This is a genomic window from Sphingomonas sp. GW821-FHT09E03 (assembly GCF_059416225.1).
Map to the genome: position 1 here is coordinate 19,546 of NZ_JBWKOS010000003.1, position 16,390 is coordinate 35,935.

At 68.5% G+C, this 16,390-nt stretch carries 20 protein-coding genes; 14 read left to right on the forward strand and 6 right to left on the reverse strand.

Translation table 11 applies throughout. The features are described from left to right. Positions 1–33: 33 nt before the first annotated feature. Together AC07M8_RS07850 and AC07M8_RS07855 are read left to right on the forward strand one after the other, a co-directional pair. The gene (locus AC07M8_RS07850; RefSeq protein ID WP_495173812.1) at positions 34–726 is read left to right on the forward strand and encodes an HAD hydrolase-like protein; all 693 of its coding nucleotides are present in this window, start codon (positions 34–36) and stop codon (positions 724–726) included. Beyond that, a complete protein-coding gene (locus AC07M8_RS07855; RefSeq protein WP_495173813.1) occupies positions 723–1,082 on the forward strand; it encodes a VanZ family protein in 360 nt (119 codons plus the stop codon). Before AC07M8_RS07850 ends, AC07M8_RS07855 begins: the two co-directional genes overlap by 4 nt. On the opposite strand, the gene AC07M8_RS07860 is transcribed toward AC07M8_RS07855, so the two are convergent. From AC07M8_RS07860 to AC07M8_RS07875, 4 genes are read right to left on the reverse strand one after another with little or no spacing between them, the layout of a single operon-like run. Continuing rightward, complete coding sequence (locus AC07M8_RS07860) at positions 1,057–2,064, reverse strand: nucleotidyltransferase domain-containing protein (protein ID WP_495173814.1); 1,008 nt, start codon at positions 2,062–2,064, stop codon at positions 1,057–1,059. The two genes, AC07M8_RS07855 and AC07M8_RS07860, sit on opposite strands and share 26 nt — an antisense overlap. Next, complete coding sequence (locus tag AC07M8_RS07865; RefSeq protein WP_495173815.1) at positions 2,049–2,903, reverse strand: HprK-related kinase A; 855 nt, start codon at positions 2,901–2,903, stop codon at positions 2,049–2,051. The genes AC07M8_RS07860 and AC07M8_RS07865 overlap by 16 nt, the downstream gene beginning before the upstream one ends. Then, positions 2,900–3,166 (reverse strand): HPr-rel-A system PqqD family peptide chaperone, encoded by a 267-nt coding sequence (locus AC07M8_RS07870; protein ID WP_495173816.1) that lies wholly within the window; start codon positions 3,164–3,166, stop codon positions 2,900–2,902. The genes AC07M8_RS07865 and AC07M8_RS07870 overlap by 4 nt, the downstream gene beginning before the upstream one ends. Before the next feature lie 4 nt (positions 3,167–3,170). Beyond that, positions 3,171–3,512: a hypothetical protein gene (locus AC07M8_RS07875; RefSeq protein WP_267395109.1), complete on the reverse strand. Its 342-nt coding sequence runs from the start codon at positions 3,510–3,512 to the stop codon at positions 3,171–3,173. 258 nt (positions 3,513–3,770) lie between these two features. Here AC07M8_RS07875 and AC07M8_RS07880 point away from each other — a divergent pair, with 258 nt between their 5' ends. The 10 genes from AC07M8_RS07880 to AC07M8_RS07925 all read left to right on the forward strand — a co-directional run bounded on the left by AC07M8_RS07880 (position 3,771) and on the right by AC07M8_RS07925 (position 13,588). Next, positions 3,771–5,021 carry an ATP-binding protein gene (locus AC07M8_RS07880; RefSeq protein ID WP_495173817.1) on the forward strand — a complete coding sequence of 417 codons (1,251 nt, stop codon included), beginning with the start codon at positions 3,771–3,773 and terminating at the stop codon, positions 5,019–5,021. Between the two features lie 18 nt (positions 5,022–5,039). Then, complete coding sequence (locus tag AC07M8_RS07885) at positions 5,040–6,080, forward strand: substrate-binding domain-containing protein (protein WP_495173818.1); 1,041 nt, start codon at positions 5,040–5,042, stop codon at positions 6,078–6,080. Continuing rightward, positions 6,077–7,453 (forward strand): phosphate ABC transporter permease subunit PstC, encoded by a 1,377-nt coding sequence (pstC, locus tag AC07M8_RS07890; protein ID WP_495173819.1) that lies wholly within the window; start codon positions 6,077–6,079, stop codon positions 7,451–7,453. The genes AC07M8_RS07885 and pstC overlap by 4 nt, the downstream gene beginning before the upstream one ends. Further along, positions 7,446–8,744, forward strand: a complete 1,299-nt coding sequence (pstA, locus tag AC07M8_RS07895) for a phosphate ABC transporter permease PstA (RefSeq protein WP_495173820.1) — start codon at positions 7,446–7,448, stop codon at positions 8,742–8,744. The genes pstC and pstA overlap by 8 nt, the downstream gene beginning before the upstream one ends. After that, positions 8,744–9,514 (forward strand): phosphate ABC transporter ATP-binding protein PstB, encoded by a 771-nt coding sequence (gene pstB, locus AC07M8_RS07900; protein WP_495174261.1) that lies wholly within the window; start codon positions 8,744–8,746, stop codon positions 9,512–9,514. The genes pstA and pstB overlap by 1 nt, the downstream gene beginning before the upstream one ends. A gap of 20 nt (positions 9,515–9,534) precedes the next feature. After that, complete coding sequence (gene phoU / locus AC07M8_RS07905) at positions 9,535–10,230, forward strand: phosphate signaling complex protein PhoU (RefSeq protein ID WP_267394943.1); 696 nt, start codon at positions 9,535–9,537, stop codon at positions 10,228–10,230. Then, positions 10,230–10,922: a phosphate regulon transcriptional regulator PhoB gene (gene phoB / locus AC07M8_RS07910; RefSeq protein ID WP_267394944.1), complete on the forward strand. Its 693-nt coding sequence runs from the start codon at positions 10,230–10,232 to the stop codon at positions 10,920–10,922. Before phoU ends, phoB begins: the two co-directional genes overlap by 1 nt. A gap of 103 nt (positions 10,923–11,025) precedes the next feature. Continuing rightward, positions 11,026–11,355, forward strand: a complete 330-nt coding sequence (locus tag AC07M8_RS07915) for a hypothetical protein (protein ID WP_495173821.1) — start codon at positions 11,026–11,028, stop codon at positions 11,353–11,355. A gap of 110 nt (positions 11,356–11,465) precedes the next feature. Then, positions 11,466–12,371, forward strand: a complete 906-nt coding sequence (locus AC07M8_RS07920) for an SDR family NAD(P)-dependent oxidoreductase (RefSeq protein ID WP_495174262.1) — start codon at positions 11,466–11,468, stop codon at positions 12,369–12,371. Positions 12,372–12,550: 179 nt separating this feature from the next. Continuing rightward, entirely contained in the window at positions 12,551–13,588 is a 1,038-nt protein-coding gene (locus AC07M8_RS07925) for a hypothetical protein (RefSeq protein ID WP_495173822.1), read from the forward strand. On the opposite strand, the gene AC07M8_RS07930 is transcribed toward AC07M8_RS07925, so the two are convergent. Continuing rightward, entirely contained in the window at positions 13,585–13,926 is a 342-nt protein-coding gene (locus tag AC07M8_RS07930; protein WP_267394948.1) for a DUF2794 domain-containing protein, read from the reverse strand. The genes AC07M8_RS07925 and AC07M8_RS07930 overlap by 4 nt on opposite strands. Further along, the gene (epsC, locus tag AC07M8_RS07935) at positions 13,926–14,612 is read right to left on the reverse strand and encodes a serine O-acetyltransferase EpsC (RefSeq protein WP_495173823.1); all 687 of its coding nucleotides are present in this window, start codon (positions 14,610–14,612) and stop codon (positions 13,926–13,928) included. The genes AC07M8_RS07930 and epsC overlap by 1 nt, the downstream gene beginning before the upstream one ends. Positions 14,613–14,823: 211 nt before the next feature. Here epsC and AC07M8_RS07940 point away from each other — a divergent pair, with 211 nt between their 5' ends. Next, on the forward strand, positions 14,824–15,597 hold the full coding sequence (locus tag AC07M8_RS07940) for a sulfite exporter TauE/SafE family protein (RefSeq protein WP_495173824.1): 774 nt from the start codon (positions 14,824–14,826) through the stop codon (positions 15,595–15,597). Between the two features lie 169 nt (positions 15,598–15,766). Continuing rightward, complete coding sequence (gene ahpC / locus AC07M8_RS07945; RefSeq protein WP_495173825.1) at positions 15,767–16,330, forward strand: alkyl hydroperoxide reductase subunit C; 564 nt, start codon at positions 15,767–15,769, stop codon at positions 16,328–16,330. The last annotated feature ends 60 nt before the right edge of the window (positions 16,331–16,390 follow it).

A 16,390-nucleotide genomic window follows, 5' to 3' on the forward strand; every position in this document is an offset into this window, starting at 1 on the left:
ATTTCCATAGCATCGGGCCAACTGCGTTGACCTATGACGCAGAATTCATTGCTCCGTTCGCCGTTCGCCATCGTCGGATTCGACCTCGACGGCACGCTGCTCGACACCAGCGGCGACCTCGCCGCCGCGGTCAACCACGCGCTCGCCACGGTCGATCGCGCGCCGCTCCGCGTCGATCAGGTCAAGCCGATGATCGGTGGCGGCGCCCGCCACATGCTGGCGCAGGGCATGGCGGCGACCGGCGGTTGCGACGAGGCGACGCTCGACCTTCTCCACCGTCGGCTGCTCGACTATTACCAGGCCCATATCTCGGTGCTGACCCAGCCCTACCCCGGCGCCTTGGCGGCGCTCGATGCGATCGAGGCGGGCGGCGGCACGGTCGCGATCGTCACCAACAAGCTCGAGGGCCTCGCCCGCACCCTGCTCGGCGACCTCGGCCTGCTCAATCGCTTCGCCTGCGTGATCGGTGGCGACACCATGGGCCCGGGTAACGGCAAGCCCTCGGCCAAGCCGATCGAGGAGATGATCCGCCGCTGCGGCGGCGGCAGCGCGGCATTCGTCGGCGATTCGATCTACGACGTCCAGGCCGGCCAGGCCGCGGGCCTGCCGGTGGTGGCGTGCAGCTTCGGCTTCCTGATGCAGCCGGTCGCCGAACTCGGCGCCGATGCAGTCATCGACCATTATGACGAACTGCTCCCTACGTTCGAGCGACTGGCCGCACGATGACGATCTTCCGCTCCGTGCTCGTGTTCCGCGTCCTGCTCGCGCTGGCAATGATCTTTGCCGTGACCATGGCGCTGGTGCCGCACCCGCCGCACATCCCCGGCAATCCGATCGACAAGATCCAGCACATGACCGCGTTCGCGACGCTGGCGCTGCTCGCCGCGCTTGCCTTCCCGCGCCGGCCGCTCTGGCAGCTTGGCGAGCATCTGTCCTTCGTCGGCGCGCTGATCGAGGTGCTGCAGGCGATCCCCGCATTGCACCGCGATTGCGACATCATGGACTGGATCGCGGACACGGCGGCGATCGCGATCGTGCTGGTGATCGTCGCGCTGGTCAGGCGGCGCCGCGCCGCCATTTGATCCACAGGTGCCGCGCCAGCATCGCCGGCGGCATCCGTAGCCAGTGCGAGCGGATGTAGAAGGCGAGCCGCGTCACCGGCCGGATCGGACGCCCCCAACCGTCGCGCGCGAGCAGCCGGCGCTGGAAGAGCCAGTCGCCGGCGCGCGAGCCCTGCCAACCAGCGGGGATCGGGGTGCCAAACAAGGCGGCGGCCAGGCGCATGGCACGCATCATGTGGCGCTGCAGGCCATGGTGATGCGCGCGCTCGGCGAGCCCGTCAGTGCCATGTTCCTCGACGAGGCAGTGGATGTCCCACAGGTTGCGCAGCCCGCCGGCGAGGTCGCCGTCGGCGAACAGATGCGCGGCGGCATGGACGATCATGTCGTTGGGACAGAGCACCCTGAGGCCGTTCTCCAGCGGCATGCTCGCCGCGATCAGCGCCGCCGGGTCCGGCCGCACCCGGGCGGTGAGCGGCAGGATGGTATGATGGACGTCGATCATCCGATCGCGCGCGGTATGGATCAGCGGCGGCAGCTCGTGCATCCAGCGCCGATAATAATCGTCGTCATAGGGATCGGGCTTGACCCATTCCCACCCCGCCGCGAGCAGCGCCGTCTCCACCGCGTCGAGCCGGTCGCGGGCCACCAGGATATCGAGATCGCCGATCGAGCGCCCACGCGCGGCGAGCAGGCCCGCGGCGACGAAGGCGGTTCCTTTCAGCAGGATCACCGCGCAGTCGAGCGGCGCCAGCGCCCGCCGGGCCATCTCGGCCTCCCACAGCGCCGCGCGCCTGCCCTGTGCCGAGGCGGCGCGGGCGTCGGCAAGAATTCCGGCCACCTCCTCGGGTACCGGCAGCGACTCGAGCCGGCGCGCGAGCGTGCCGATCAGCTGCTCGGCACGCGCCATGGTGATCAGCGCGGTCCAGTCGGTGTCGAGCGCAAGGTCGGTCGGCTCCGCCAGCGCCCGGGCGAGCAGCCGCGCATCGGTCACAGCCTTCGCCACAACGCCTCCACCTGGTCGATCGCGGCGGCGCCGTCGGGATAGTCGATGGCATGGGCCGACACCGTGCCGACCAGTCTGGTCAGCGCGGCAAAGCCCGCCTCGCCAAGCCCGACATAATTGGTCGAGGCCTGGGTCAGCCGCACGAACGCCTCGCTTGCCGGCATCGGGCGGGTCGCGGCGGCGGCACCGAAGCGCGGGAACAGCAGCAGCGCCGGACGGGCCGGCAGGTCCATCGCGGTGATCGCAGCGGCATCGGGGACCATGTGGCGGATATCGCCCTTGGGCGTGGCCGCCAGCAGCGGGCCGAACCGGGCGGTGGCCCACGCCGCGTGCGCGGCGGCGATCGCCTCGTTCTTGAGGCTGATCAGCCGCGGAAAGGCATGAACCAGCCCGGTGGCGGGATCGATCAAGGCGAACTCGTCACCCATGAACCGCCAGCCCCGCGCGGCGAGCAGCGTCGCCAGGGTCGATTTGCCCGCGCCCGATTCGCCGCTCATCACCAGCGCGAGCCCGTCGCGCTCGACCACCGAGGCGTGGAGCAGCAGATAGCGGCGGCCGCCCAGCGCCAGTTGCAGGTTCATCGCCATCTCGGCCGCCAGCAGGCCGAACGCGAGCGGCAGCGGCGCGGCATCGGGCAGGGTATAGTCGCCGCCGATCGTGACCGCCGGGCGCAGCCACCGTCGCCACGGTCGGGCCGCGTCGAGCCGCACGGTGAAGTCGGGCACGTCGGGCGCAGGATAGTCGCGGTAGAGATCGTCGAGCAGTTCGATGGGGGCCCGCCATGCCGAGCCGATGCGAAAGCCGATTGGTCCGATCCTGACCGCCGTGCTGTATCTCATGTCGCCGACAACAATCCGGCCTCGACCAGCTCGTCGACCCGCGCCGCGAGCGAGGCGACGTCGGCATCGGCGAGCTCATAGTCGTCGCCGAGCCGCTCGAGCAGCGCCTCGATCGACAGCGCCTCGCCGGCGAGGATCGCCAAGATCTCGGGCGCGGGGCTCACCAGCAGATGGGTGATGCCGGACGGCCGGTGGAAGATCGCGGTGAACGCGTCGAGCTCGGCGATCAGCAGCGCGTCGCTCGCCGGCGCGCGAAACGGCATCCGCTCAGCCGCGCGGCATCTGCAGCGAGGCGTAACAGGTGAAGCCCCCCTGCCCGCGCTGCAGCCGGCGGATGTAGTTCACATAAGCGCGATTGCTGTCATAGGTGGTGCCCGGCAGCTGGCCGCCGGCGAGCGCCTGCTTCACCTCGTCGCCCTTGAACGGCCGTGGCGCGGGCGCATAGGCGCCCTTGGTGCCGGCCGGCACTACCGCGCCGCCGGCGTCGATATAGCCTCCGGCACGGGCGCGCTCGGGCACCGCGATCTCGCAATGCATCACCGATCCCACGGTCTGCGCCAGCGCCGGACGGATCGAGACCACTGCACCTGCGGTGACGGCGCCGAGCATCAGCACCCGGCGGCGGGTGGCCACGCCATCGGCCAGCACGCCCTCGCTGTGCGCGGGGGCATGCACCGCCGCTGCGCCATCGGCACCGCGCACAACGCCGTTGTCGGAAGCCTTGTCGTCGCTCATGCTGCCCCTGCTACCGGCGCATGCCTTTCACATTCGCTAACCACAGGCAAGCCATGGACCGGTGCCGCCGGCGAAAGGTGCCGTTCCGGGACAGACTGTCGCCACCGGCGAATTACGTTAACATGGATGATCATGGCCTCCCGATTCGTTCAGCGCCTCACCGGCGCCCTGGTGATTGCCGTGCTGGCCGCGATCGCGGTGTATCTGGTCGACGGGCGCCCGGATGGCGCGGCGGTGACGCTGGTCGGCGCGGTCGCCGCCGCACTGGCGGCGATGGGATTGCGCGAACGCCGCCCCGCCGTTGCCAACCCCGACGTGCCCGATGCCGATCTGCTTGTCGCCGAGGTGCTCGACGCTATCCGTGAGCCGGTGCTGCTGGTCCGGGCCGGCATCGTCACCTGCGCCAATGCCGCGGCCCGCTCGCTGCTCGGCGGGCATATCGTCGGCGAGGATGTCCGCGTCGCCATTCGCCATCCGGCCGCCGCGGATCGGCTGGCGTCACCGGCAGCGCTGCCCGATCGCCCGGTGGAGCTCGTTGGGCTTGGCACCCGCGAGCAGCGCTGGGAGATGCACACCGGCGAAACCTCGCACGGCGTGCGCATTGTTCACCTCGTCGACCAGACCGGCAACTATGCCGCCGAGCGGATGCGGATCGATTTCGTCGCCAATGCCAGCCACGAGCTGCGGACGCCGCTGGCCTCGATCCTCGGCTTCATCGAGACCTTGAGCGACGAAGCCGGCGAGGATCCTGGCATCCGCAATCGCTTCCTCAAGGTGATGTTCGACGAAGCCCGCCGCATGCAGCGGCTGGTGGAGGATCTCATCTCGCTGTCGCGGATCGAGGCGGAAAAATACCGGCTGCCGGGCGAGACGGTCGATCTTACCGAGCTGCTTGAGGAGGTTCACGGCGAGCTGCTCGCCGCCGGCGGGCCGCGCATCGGCCAGGCGGCGATCACGATCGGCGACGATCTCCCGCCGGTGGTCGGCGACCGTGCCCAGCTCTCCCAACTGCTCCACAATCTGATCAACAACGCCATGAAATACGGCAAGGCCGGCACGCCGGTGAACGTCACGCTGGCGCTGGACCGATCGGGGATGATCCGCTTCGCCGTCGCCGACGAGGGCGAGGGCATCGCGCCGCAGCACATTCCGCGCCTCACCGAGCGCTTCTATCGGGTCGATGCCGGGCGCAGCCGCAGCGTCGGCGGGACCGGGCTCGGGCTCGCCATCGTCAAGCATATCGCCGAGCGCCACCGCGGCCGGCTCGATATCGCCAGCAAGGTCGGCGTCGGCACCACCGTGGCGATCACGCTGCCGCCGGCGGAGGCCGTGTCATCAAAGGGTAACGCGCCTGTCACACAGGCCGTCTCGGGCGGCAACTGAGTCGCTGGCGGGGGCCTGATGCGCGTTCTTCTTCTCGGCCTCGGGCTGCTGCTCGCGGGCTGCCAGGACCAGGCGAACGGCGGCGGCGCAGGCTCGCGCGACTGGATCACCGCGGTCGGCTCGTCGACGGTGTACCCCTTCACCACGCTGGTCGCCGAACAATATGTCGCCGCCAACCCGGGCGCGCGCGCGCCGGTGATCGAATCCACCGGCACCGGCGCCGGCATGAAGCTGTTCTGCGCCGGCGTCGGCGCCGGCCATCCTGACATCGAGGACGCCTCGCGCCGGATCAAGCGCAGCGAATATGCCGCCTGCCAGCGCAACCGCGTCGGCCCGGTGATCGAGATCCAGGTCGGGATCGACGGCATCGCCTTTGCCGAGGCCAATAACGGCGCGCGGTTGGCACTGACGCCCACCGATCTCTACCGCGCGCTCGCCGCCACGCCCGGCGGCCGGCTCAATCGCGCGCGGACCTGGCGCGACGTCAACCCGGGCCTGCCCGCCACCCCGATCCAGGTCTACGGCCCGCCCTCGACCAGCGGCACCCGCGACGCGCTGACCGAGCTGATCCTCGCGCGCGGCTGCGAGGAGAGCATCCCTGCCGCCAAGCCGCTCGCGACCAGCAATCCCGATGCCCATGCTGCGCTGTGCACCCGCATCCGCGAGGATGGCGCCTATATCGACGCCGGCGAGAACGACAATCTGATCGTCCAGAAGCTTGCCGCCAACCCGCAGGCGATCGGCGTGTTCGGCTACAGCTATCTCGAGGAGAATGCCGCCACCGTCCACGGCGTCACGATCAACGGCATCGCGCCGACCTATGCGACGATCGCGAGCGGCGCCTATCCGGGATCGCGGCCGCTATACCTGTACGTCAAGAAGGCGCATCTGATCGCGGTGCCGGGTCTCAAGCAATTCCTCCAGCTCTATGCGCTCAATTGGGGCGCGGGCGGCCCGCTGGTGCGCCGCGGGCTGATTGCGGCGCCGGCGGCGATCCGCGCCCGCGCGGCGGTGATCATCACGCACGATACCGCGCTTGATCCGCGGGATCTGCGATGAGCGGTCTGGCGATCTTCTTCGTCGTGCTCGGGCTGGCGCTGATCGGCTGGCTGTCGGCGCGGATGCGCGCCTCGGGGTTCCGGCGCAGCCCCTCGGTACGGTTCAGTTCGTTGCCCGCGCATTACGGCTGGTTCGTCGCGCTCGCCGCGCTGGTGCCCGCACTGGCGTTCCTCACCGCCTGGGCGCTGTGCTCGCCGGCGCTGGTCACCAATGCGGTGCTCGCCACGCCGTTCGCGACGCAACTGCCCCCGCCGGGGTTCGAGCGCGCCTCGATCCTGTCGGAAGCGCGGACCCTGGGCGCCGGGCACAGCTTCGGCGCGTTCCACGATCTCGCGCGCAATCTCGCCCCTGCCTATGCCGCCGCCCAGTCGCGCTACGACTGGATTGCCACCGCGCTGGCGCTGCTGCTCGCCTTCGGCTGCGGTGCCTTCGCCTTCGTCCAGGTCCGCCCCGGCTTTGCCGCACGTACCCAGGTGGAGCGCGGCATCATGGCACTGCTGCTCGCCGCCTCGCTGCTCGCGATCCTCACAACCGTCGGCATCGTCGCCTCGTTACTCTATGAGTCGGCGCGGTTCTTTTCGATCGTGCCGCTCGGCGACTTCCTGTTCGGCACCCATTGGAGCCCGCAGGTGATCGACGGCCGCGATCCCGGCGCCAATCTTGGCGCGGTGCCGCTGTTCTGGGGCACCTTCTTCATCGGTGCGGTGATCGCGATGGCGGTGGCGATCCCGTTCGGGCTGATGAGCGCGATCTATCTCACCCAATATGCCCACCCCACCACGCGGCGCTGGATCAAGCCGGTGCTCGAGATGCTCGCGGGCGTCCCCACCGTGGTCTACGGCTATTTCGCCGCGCTCACCGTTGCGCCGGCGGTGCGCGACCTCGGCGTCACCCTCGGTATCGCCTCGGCCTCGTCGGAGAGCGCGCTGGCGGCGGGGCTGGTGATGGGGATCATGATCATCCCGTTCGTCTCGTCGATGGCCGACGATTCGCTCGCCGCGGTGCCCGCCGCGATGCGCGACGGGAGCCTGGCGATGGGCGCGACCAGTTCCGAGACGATCCGCAAGGTGATCCTGCCTGCCGCCCTACCCGGCGTGGTCGGCGGCATCCTGCTCGCGATCAGCCGCGCGATCGGCGAGACGATGATCGTGGTGATGGCCGCGAGCGGCGTTGCCACCCTCACCGCCAACCCGTTCGCCAGCACCACCACCGTCACCAAGCAGATCGTCGACCTGCTCACCGGCGAGGCCGAGTTCGACAGCGCCAAGACACTCGCCGCCTTCGCGCTCGGGCTCACCCTGTTCGTCATCACCCTGCTGCTCAACATCGTCGCGCTGACGGTCGTCAAACGGTACCGCGAAGCCTATGAGTGACACGCTGGTTCCCGAGCTGCCGGTGAGCAACGCCGAGCCGCCGGCGCGCGCGCCGACCGACTGGCGCACGCATGCCCTGCAGCGCCGTATTCGGCGCCGCTATGCCGCCGAACGCCGCTTCCGGCTGATCGGCCTGGCGGCGGTGTGGCTCTCGGCAGGCTTCCTTGCTTTCCTGCTCGCCTCGATGCTGTGGCAGGGCGTCAGCGGCTTCCGCCAGACCCGCGTCGCGGTGCCGCTCGATTTCGCGGCGATGCGGCTGCAGCTCGATCCGGCGCGGCTCCAGGGGCGCGGCGCCGATCTCGCGCTGGCGGGTGCCGGGCTGGAGGGCGCGGTCGACAGCGCCGCGACCCAGGCGTTCGGCAAGGATGGCGCGGATCTGCTCGCCGACGATGCCTGGCTGGTGGTCCGCGACCGGCTCAAGGCCGATCCGACGCTCCTGCGCCGCCGCGCGACGATCGACCTGCCCGTTTCCAGCCCGATCGACGTCGCCGCCAAGCATGACGGCACGCCTGCAGCCGAGGCGGTGGTGGCGCGGCTCGCTTCCCGCGGCGTGCTTTCCAGCGGTTTCGCGACCGGCTTTCTCACCGCGGCCGACGCCACCGACCCTGGCCGGATCGGTATCTGGGGCGCGCTCAAGGGCTCGTTGCTGACGATGCTGGTGACGCTCGGCCTTGCCTTCCCGGTCGGCGTCCTCGCGGCGCTCTATCTGGAGGAATATGCGCCGCGAAACCGCTGGACCGACCTCATCGAGGTGTCGATCAACAATCTCGCCGCGGTGCCCTCGATCATCTTCGGCCTGCTCGGGCTCGCGGTTTTCCTCAACACGCTGCATCTGCCGCGCTCCGCACCTTTGGTCGGCGGGCTGACCCTTGCGCTGATGACCATGCCGGTGATCGTCATCGCCGGGCGCAACGCGATCAAGGCGGTGCCGCCGTCGATCCGCGACGCCGCGCTCGCGGTCGGCGCCTCGCCGGTTCAGGTGGTGTTCGACCATGTCTTGCCGCTCGCGCTGCCGGGGATCCTCACCGGCACGATCATCGGCATGGCGCGCGCACTCGGCGAGACCGCGCCGCTGCTGATGATCGGCATGCGCGCCTTTATCGCCGCGCCGCCGGGCAAGCTCACCGACCCCGCCACCGTGCTCCCCGTCCAGATCTTTCTCTGGTCCGACGAGGTCAGCGCCGGCTTCGTCGAGAAGACCTCCGCGGCAATCATCGTCCTGCTCGCCTTCCTGATGGCGATGAACGGCCTCGCCATCTACCTCCGCAACCGCTTCGAGACCCGCTGGTGATCCCTCCCAACCGACAGGCCAAGATTTCGGCCCGCCACGTCAGCGTCCATTACGGCGCGAAGCGGGCGATCGACGACGTCTCGATCGACGTCGATCAGGACAATGTGCTTGCGTTCATCGGCCCCTCCGGCTGCGGCAAGTCGACCTTCCTGCGCACCCTCAACCGGATGAACGACACTGTCGCCAGCGCGAGGGTGGCAGGCGAGATCCTGCTCGACGGCGAGGATATCTACGCCTCGACGATGGACGTGGTGCAGTTGCGCGCCCGCGTTGGCATGGTGTTCCAGAAGCCCAATCCTTTCCCAAAGTCGATCTACGAGAATGTCGCCTATGGCCCGCGGATCCACGGCCTGGCGGTGGATCGCGGCGATCTCGACGACATCGTCGAAAGCTCGCTGCGCCGCGCCGGCTTGTGGGACGAGGTCAAGGACCGGCTCGCGGACAGCGGCACCGCTCTGTCCGGCGGTCAGCAGCAGCGGTTGTGCATTGCCCGCGCGATCGCGGTCGATCCCGAGGTTATCCTGATGGATGAGCCGTGCAGCGCGCTCGATCCGATTGCCACCGCCAAGATCGAGGAGCTGATCCACGAGCTGAAAGGCCGCTATGCGATCGTGATCGTAACCCACAACATGCAGCAGGCGGCGCGCGTCTCGCAGCAGACCGCCTTCTTCCATCTCGGCACGCTGGTGGAGTTCGGCTCGACGTCGGACATCTTCACCAACCCTCGCGAGGAACGTACCCGCGATTACATCACCGGCCGCTACGGCTGAGCGACGAACAGGACAGTCATATGGTGGACCATACCGTCAAGGCGTTCGACGCCGATATCGGCCAGCTGCGGGGGATGATCTCGCAGATGGGCGGGCTCGCCGAGGATGCGATCGGCCTGGCGATGCAGGCATTGCAGCGGCCCGATCCCGCACTCGCCGCAAAGGTGCGCGCCGACGACAAAGCGATCGATGCGATCGAGGCGGAGGTCGAGCGGCTCGTGGTGCGCATCATCGCGCTGCGCGCGCCGATGGCGGTCGACCTGCGCGAGGTAGTCGCCGCGCTCAAGATCGCCGCGGTGGTCGAGCGGATCGGCGATTATGCCAAGAACATCGCCAAGCGGGTGCCGCTGATCGAGAGCGAGCACCGCATTGAGCCGATCTCGGTGCTACCGGCGATGGCCGACATGGCGGCACGGATGGTGCGCGACGCGCTCGACGCCTTTGCCGCGCGCGACGCCGAGGCGGCCGTCCAGGTCTGCCGCAGCGATGCGGCGCTCGACGATTTCTACGACAGCATCTTCCGCACGCTGGTGACCCACATGGTCGAGAATCCGCGTACGATCAGCCAGGTCGCGCATCTGCTGTTCGTCGCCAAGAACCTCGAGCGGATCGGCGACCACGCCACCAACGTCGCCGAGATGGTCTATTTCGCCGCCACCGGTACCCAGCTGGCCGAGCATGAGCGCGGCGGCGCACGTTTTGAGGAGCAACGCTGATGGCCCGTGCACGCATGCTGCTGGTTGAGGACGACGCCGCGCTGGCCGAACTCCTCGTCTATCATTTCAAGCGCGAGGATTTCGACGTCGCGCACACCCCCGATGGCGAGGAAGCGCTGCTGCTCGCCAAGGAGAAGGCACCCGACATCGTCCTGCTCGACTGGATGGTCGAGGGCCTGTCCGGCATCGAGGTCTGCCGCCGGCTGCGGCGGATGCCCGAAACCGCCAACGTGCCGATCATCATGCTCACCGCGCGCGGCGAGGAAGAGGATCGCGTCCGCGGGCTGGAAACCGGCGCCGACGATTATGTCACCAAGCCCTTCTCCCCGCGCGAGCTGGTCGCCCGGGTCGGCGCGGTGCTGCGCCGCGTCCGCCCGGCGCTCGCCGGCGAAGCGCTCACCTATGGCGACATCGAGATGGACACCGTCGGCCACAAGGTCCGCCGCGGCGGCGAGGTGGTGCCGCTCGGCCCCACCGAATTCCGCCTGCTCAAGCATTTCCTCGAGCATCCCGGCTGGGTGTTCAGCCGCGAGCGGCTGCTCGACGCGGTGTGGGGCCATGACAGCGACATCGAGAGCCGCACCGTCGACGTCCATATCCGTCGGCTGCGCAAGGCGATCAACATCGGCGATCTGCCCGATCTGATCCGCACCGTGCGGTCGGCAGGTTATTCCCTCGATTCAGGAACTTGACCATCGATCGGTAGAATCGGCAGCGAAACGAAGGAGCCAAGTCGGAAATCGGGCGTTGGGCGGGGGCGCTGACGCTTCTGCGCTTCAGATCAAGGAGACTTTCATGAAGCTCATCCTCTTGGCCGCTGTCGCTGCCATCGCCACCCCGGCGATCGCCCAGCAGACCACCACCGACACCACCACGTCGCAGACGACCACCGACACCACCACGGCCGCTCCCGCGCCGGTGACCACCGGTTCGGGCGATCCCGTCGGCGGCTATCAGCCGAGCGCGCCGGCCGTCAGCGGCGGCACCCCCGGCGCGTCGGTGCCCCCGACGTTCCAGCCGGCGCCGAGCCCGGACCAGGCCTATCCCGCCCCGGCTCCGCTCGCCAAATATCCGGTCTGCAAGAAGGGCCAGTACGACAAGTGCATCCAGCGCGGCGGCAAGTAAGCCCCCGCTGAGCATACGGAGAGGCCTGCCGGCAGCCGCCGGCTTGCCCTCGCGTTCCGGTTGAGAGAAGGCGCTCCTCGATAATAGAGAGGAGCGCCTTTTTCATGTCCATGCCATCCGAGATCCGTTTCGACGGCCGCGTCGCGATCGTCACCGGCGCCGGTGGAGGCCTCGGCCGCAGCTATGCGATCGAGCTCGCCAAGCGGGGCGCCCGCGTGGTCGTCAACGATCTCGGCGGCGCGCGTGACGGCACCGGCCAGTCCGATGCCGCGATGCAGGTAGTCGACGAGATCAAGGCAGCGGGCGGCGAGGCGATGGCCGATGGCGGCAACGTCGCCGAATACGAGCAGATGGCCGCGCTCGTCGACCGCGCCAAGCGCGACTGGGGCAGCGTCCATATTCTCATCAACAACGCCGGCGTGCTCCGCGACAAGACCTTCGCCAAGATGGATCCGGCCGACTTCGAGTTCGTGGTTCGCGTCCATCTGCTCGGCTCCGCCTTTGCCACCAAGGCCTGTTGGGAGACGTTCCGCGAGCAGCAATACGGCCGGGTGCTGATGACCACCTCGTCGAGTGGGCTGTTCGGCAATTTCGGCCAGGCCAATTACGGCGCGGCCAAGCTCGGCATTGCCGGGCTAGCCAAGACGCTCCACCTCGAAGGCGCCAAGCACAACATCCGCGTCAACAGCATCGCGCCCACCGCGGGCACGCGGATGACCGAGGGGCTCCTCCCCGACGCCGCCTTCCATGCCTTCGCACCGGAGAAGGTCACCCCCGGCGCCTTGTTCCTGGTCAGCGACGACGCGCCGAGCAACGTCATTCTCGGCGCCGGCGCAGGGGCATTTCAGACGTCGTACGTCACGCTGACCCGCGGCGCGTTGCTCACCGGCAAGGCGCTGTCGCCCGAGGGCGTTGCGGCGGAATGGAACGCGATTGTCGATCGCGACGACGAGCTCGTCCCCTCCAGCGGCGGCGAACAGGCGCTGGCGATCGGCAGGCTGCTCCAGGGCGGCTGATCGGGGACGGACCCCCAAAAGGTCCGTCATCCCAGCGAAAGCTGGTATCTCTGTGGGCTGGAGCGAAACAAGAGCCGCTAGAGACCTTACCCTTCACTGGGGTGACGGCATCGCGCGGATACGGTGTATTGCCCACATAACCCACCTGTGGTATCGCCGCTTTACTAGGGAGGAACCGCATGTACAGCGAGAGCGACATCGATGGCGCCATCACCGCCGGCGTACTGACCCCGCAAGCCGCCGCAGCCTTCCGCCAGCACGTCGCCGCGACGCAGGCCGCACCGGCGGTGGACGAGGAGCATTTCCGCCTGCTCACCGGGTTCAACGACATCTTCGTCTCGATCGCGGTGGTGCTGCTGCTGCTCGCGCTCGGCCAGATCGGCAGTTCGATCGCGCGCCCGCTGGCAGGCGTGCTGGTCGCCGGCGCCGCCTGGTTGCTCGCCGAATATTTCACCGCGCGGCGGCGGATGGCGCTGCCCAGCATCCTGCTGCTGCTCGCCTTCGTCGGCGGCGTGGTCTCGCTTCCGTTCACGGTGGCGACGCTCGCCGATCATTCGCTGTCCACCGCCGCCGGCAGCCTGGTCGCGGCCGGGGCGGCGCTGCTCGGCGTGATCGCCGCCTACCTGCACTGGCGCCGGTTCATGGTGCCGATCACCGTCGCCGCCGGCGCGGTTGCCGCCGTCGGGGTCGCGATCGGCCTTGCCCATGCGGCGTGGCCGACGATTGATCGCTTTACCTGGCCGTTGCTGCTGATCGGTGGGCTGATCGTCTTCGCGGTCGCGATGCGCTGGGACATGTCCGATCCGCAGCGCCAGACCCGCCGCGCCGACGTCGCCTTCTGGCTGCACCTCGCCGCAGCGCCGATGATCGCGCACCCGATCTTCCAGACACTGGGGGTGTTCGGCAACGACATCGGCATCGCCACCGCGCTGGTGGTGCTCGCGCTCTACCTGCTGTTCGCCTTCGTCGCGCTCGCGGTCGATCGGCGCGCGCTGCTGGTGTCGAGCCTCGTCTACGTGCTCTACGCCATGTACGCGCTGTTCCGCAGCGCCGGCGCGATCGAGCTCAGCGCCGCCTTCACCGCCTTGGTGATCGGCTCGGCGCTGCTCAGCCTGTCGGCCTTCTGGCACCCGATGCGCAAGCTGGTGGTGGGCACGCTCGGCGCGCTCGCCACCCGGTTGCCACCGGTGCAGATGACCCCGGCAGCCGCCGTCTAGTCTTCCACCAGCTTCATCAGCCGGCGCTCGACGGGCGCGAGCACCGGGCCGAGTTCATGGCCACGCTTGATCACCGCGCCATGCTCGCCGATCAGCGCCCACATGCCCTGCTTGTTGCGCAAGGCAGGGCGCTTCTCGATGCGGAACTCGGGGCGCTCGGCGGCACGGCGGAAGGCGGCGAACACCGCCGCGTCGCGACCGAGGTCCATTGCATAGTCGCGCCAATGCCCCGCCGCGACCATCCGGCCGTAGAGATCGAGAATGCGGTTGAGCTCGAGCCGCTCGAAGCCGATCTGGCTGGGCCGACCGACCTGCGGAAACGGGGTGACGCTACCCATCAGGCGCGGTCACGGTCCTGTGCAGGCGCGCTCTCGGCGAGCAGCGCGTCGAGCCGTTTACGCATCGTCTCGAGCTCGCAGCGCATGATCTCCATCTTCTGCGTCTGCGGATCGAACATCTCGCTGCACGGCGTGCCATAGGGGACGAAGCGCGACGGCACTGCGCCGCCCTCCACCATCGTTGCGCGCGCGGGAATGCCGACCATCACCGCGCCATCGGGTACGTCGCGCGTCACCACCGCATTGGCGCCGACCCGCGCGCGCGGCCCCACCGTAATCGGCCCCAGCACCTGCGCGCCCGAGCCGATGATCACGCCATCGGACAGCGTCGGGTGGCGCTTGCCGGCGACGCCATTGTCCGGGCTGGTGCCGCCCAGCGTCACGCACTGATAGATGGTCACATCGTTGCCGATGTGCGCGGTCTCGCCGATCACGGTGAAGCCATGGTCGATGAAGAAGCGGTGGCCGATCGTCGCACCGGGATGGATGTCGATCGCGGTGAGGAAGCGCGAGATGTGGTTGACCAGCCGGGCGAGGAAGAACAGGCGGGCGCGGAACAGGCGGTGCGCCACCTTGTGGAAGCCGAGCGCCCAGACACCGGGATAAAGCATGATCTCCCAACGCGACCGCGGCGCCGGATCGCGCGCCTTGATCGAATCGAGATATGCTATCAATCGTCCGATCATCGCTCGCTTCCCCGTTCCGGCCCCCATGTTGGCGTTACCGGCCGCGTTCCTACGCCGCTATTTAGGGACAGTTCGGCGGCAATGCCATGCCCGCCGCCGCGCTACTTTCACCCCACAAACCCCAGCTATGTTGTCGGGATTGCCCTAACCGTGCATCCATCGCCGATTGGCCGGTATCCGGCCCCAATACACCAGCCGGAGAATGCTGCCGATGTTCGAGTTCTTGGCTGCCGTTGATTGGGCGCATCTGTGGCCGTTCATCGCCATCGGTTTTGCCGCCCAGGTGGTCGACGGCGCGCTCGGCATGGCGTTCGGCGTGATCAACTCGACGCTGCTGGTGACGGTGATGGGGCTGCCGCCGGCCCTCGCATCGGCGAGCGTCCATGCGGTGGAGACCTTCACCACCGCCGCCTCGGGGATCAGCCACGTCGCGCACAAGAACGTCGACTGGAAGCTGTTCCGGCGGCTCGTCATTCCCGGGATGATCGGCGCGGTGCTCGGCGCGACGCTGCTCTCCAAGATCGACGCCTCGGTGGCGCGGCCGTTCGTGATGGCCTATCTCGCCTGCATCGGCGTCTACCTGCTGTTCCGGGCGTGGCGCGGCAAGGTCGAGCCCAAGAGCCCCAAGGTGATCGAGCCGCTGGGCCTCGTCGGCGGCTTCCTCGATGCCGCGGGCGGCGGCGGCTGGGGGCCGGTGGTCACCTCCAACCTGCTCGTCCAGGGCGCGACCCCGCGCCACACCATCGGCACCGTCAACACCGCCGAGTTCTTCCTCACCGCGACCGCCTCGGCGACCTTCTTCGTCCAGCTCGGCTGGGCGGCATTCACGCTGCAGACTGTCGGGCTGCTGATCGGCGGGCTGCTCGCCGCGCCGTTCGGCGGCGTGCTCGCCAAGCGGATTCCGACCCGGCCGCTGATGGCGATGGTCGGCGTGCTGCTGACGCTAACCAGCGCCTGGTCGATCTACACGGTGCTGTCGCGCTAACTTCGCTAACGTCGCGCATATCGCCGTGAAATCAGGGCCTTTTCAGCGCTCCGCTCGATCACTCACACCCGACTGATCGATTCGGTCGATTGACGCGATGCAGCATCTGAATTTCCGCATCGCAGCATAGCCTCCTATATCCGGGTCACACCCTTTTACGGAGAACCCCATGACCCTCATCGGCAGCCAGCTGAAGCCGTTCACCACCCAGGCGTACAAGGAAGGCAAGTTCGTCTCCGTCAGCGACACCGACGTCGCCGGCAAGTGGGCGGTGTTCTTCTTCTACCCGGCCGACTTCACCTTCGTCTGCCCGACCGAGCTCGAGGATCTGGCCGACGTCTACCCGACGCTGCAGAAGATGGGCGTCGAGGTCTATTCGGTGTCGACCGACACCCATTTCAGCCACAAGGCGTGGCATGACAGCTCGCCGGCGATCGGCAAGATCAACTATTACATGCTGGGCGACCAGAACCATGTGATCAGCAACAACTTCCAGATCCTGCGCGAAGGCCAGGGCCTCGCCGACCGCGGCACCTTCGTGGTCGATCCCGAGGGCGTGATCCAGCTCGTCGAGATCACCTCGGAAGGCGTCGGCCGCAACGCTGCCGAGCTGCTGCGCAAGATCAAGGCCGCGCAGTACATCGCCGCTCACCCCGGTGAGGTCTGCCCCGCCAAGTGGGAAGAAGGCGAAGAGACGCTGGCGCCGAGCCTCGATCTCGTCGGCAAGATCTAATCAAATAAACGCCCCTTCGGGAGCCTCAAGCGGCCCGGGGCGGACCATCCGTCCCGGGCC

What these genes read in the sequence shown, in the direction of transcription:
- AC07M8_RS07850 (WP_495173812.1), top strand. Translation starts at nt 34, where the DNA reads ATGACGCAGAATTCATTGCTCCGTTCGCCGTTCGCCATCGTCGGATTC.
- AC07M8_RS07855 (WP_495173813.1), top strand. Translation starts at nt 723, where the DNA reads ATGACGATCTTCCGCTCCGTGCTCGTGTTCCGCGTCCTGCTCGCGCTG.
- AC07M8_RS07865 (WP_495173815.1), bottom strand. Translation starts at nt 2,903, where the DNA reads ATGAGATACAGCACGGCGGTCAGGATCGGACCAATCGGCTTTCGCATC.
- AC07M8_RS07870 (WP_495173816.1), bottom strand. Translation starts at nt 3,166, where the DNA reads ATGCCGTTTCGCGCGCCGGCGAGCGACGCGCTGCTGATCGCCGAGCTC.
- AC07M8_RS07875 (WP_267395109.1), bottom strand. Translation starts at nt 3,512, where the DNA reads ATGCTCGGCGCCGTCACCGCAGGTGCAGTGGTCTCGATCCGTCCGGCG.
- AC07M8_RS07880 (WP_495173817.1), top strand. Translation starts at nt 3,771, where the DNA reads ATGGCCTCCCGATTCGTTCAGCGCCTCACCGGCGCCCTGGTGATTGCC.
- AC07M8_RS07885 (WP_495173818.1), top strand. Translation starts at nt 5,040, where the DNA reads ATGCGCGTTCTTCTTCTCGGCCTCGGGCTGCTGCTCGCGGGCTGCCAG.
- pstC (WP_495173819.1), top strand. Translation starts at nt 6,077, where the DNA reads ATGAGCGGTCTGGCGATCTTCTTCGTCGTGCTCGGGCTGGCGCTGATC.
- pstA (WP_495173820.1), top strand. Translation starts at nt 7,446, where the DNA reads ATGAGTGACACGCTGGTTCCCGAGCTGCCGGTGAGCAACGCCGAGCCG.
- phoU (WP_267394943.1), top strand. Translation starts at nt 9,535, where the DNA reads ATGGTGGACCATACCGTCAAGGCGTTCGACGCCGATATCGGCCAGCTG.
- phoB (WP_267394944.1), top strand. Translation starts at nt 10,230, where the DNA reads ATGGCCCGTGCACGCATGCTGCTGGTTGAGGACGACGCCGCGCTGGCC.
- AC07M8_RS07915 (WP_495173821.1), top strand. Translation starts at nt 11,026, where the DNA reads ATGAAGCTCATCCTCTTGGCCGCTGTCGCTGCCATCGCCACCCCGGCG.
- AC07M8_RS07920 (WP_495174262.1), top strand. Translation starts at nt 11,466, where the DNA reads ATGCCATCCGAGATCCGTTTCGACGGCCGCGTCGCGATCGTCACCGGC.
- AC07M8_RS07925 (WP_495173822.1), top strand. Translation starts at nt 12,551, where the DNA reads ATGTACAGCGAGAGCGACATCGATGGCGCCATCACCGCCGGCGTACTG.
- AC07M8_RS07930 (WP_267394948.1), bottom strand. Translation starts at nt 13,926, where the DNA reads ATGGGTAGCGTCACCCCGTTTCCGCAGGTCGGTCGGCCCAGCCAGATC.
- epsC (WP_495173823.1), bottom strand. Translation starts at nt 14,612, where the DNA reads ATGATCGGACGATTGATAGCATATCTCGATTCGATCAAGGCGCGCGAT.
- AC07M8_RS07940 (WP_495173824.1), top strand. Translation starts at nt 14,824, where the DNA reads ATGTTCGAGTTCTTGGCTGCCGTTGATTGGGCGCATCTGTGGCCGTTC.
- ahpC (WP_495173825.1), top strand. Translation starts at nt 15,767, where the DNA reads ATGACCCTCATCGGCAGCCAGCTGAAGCCGTTCACCACCCAGGCGTAC.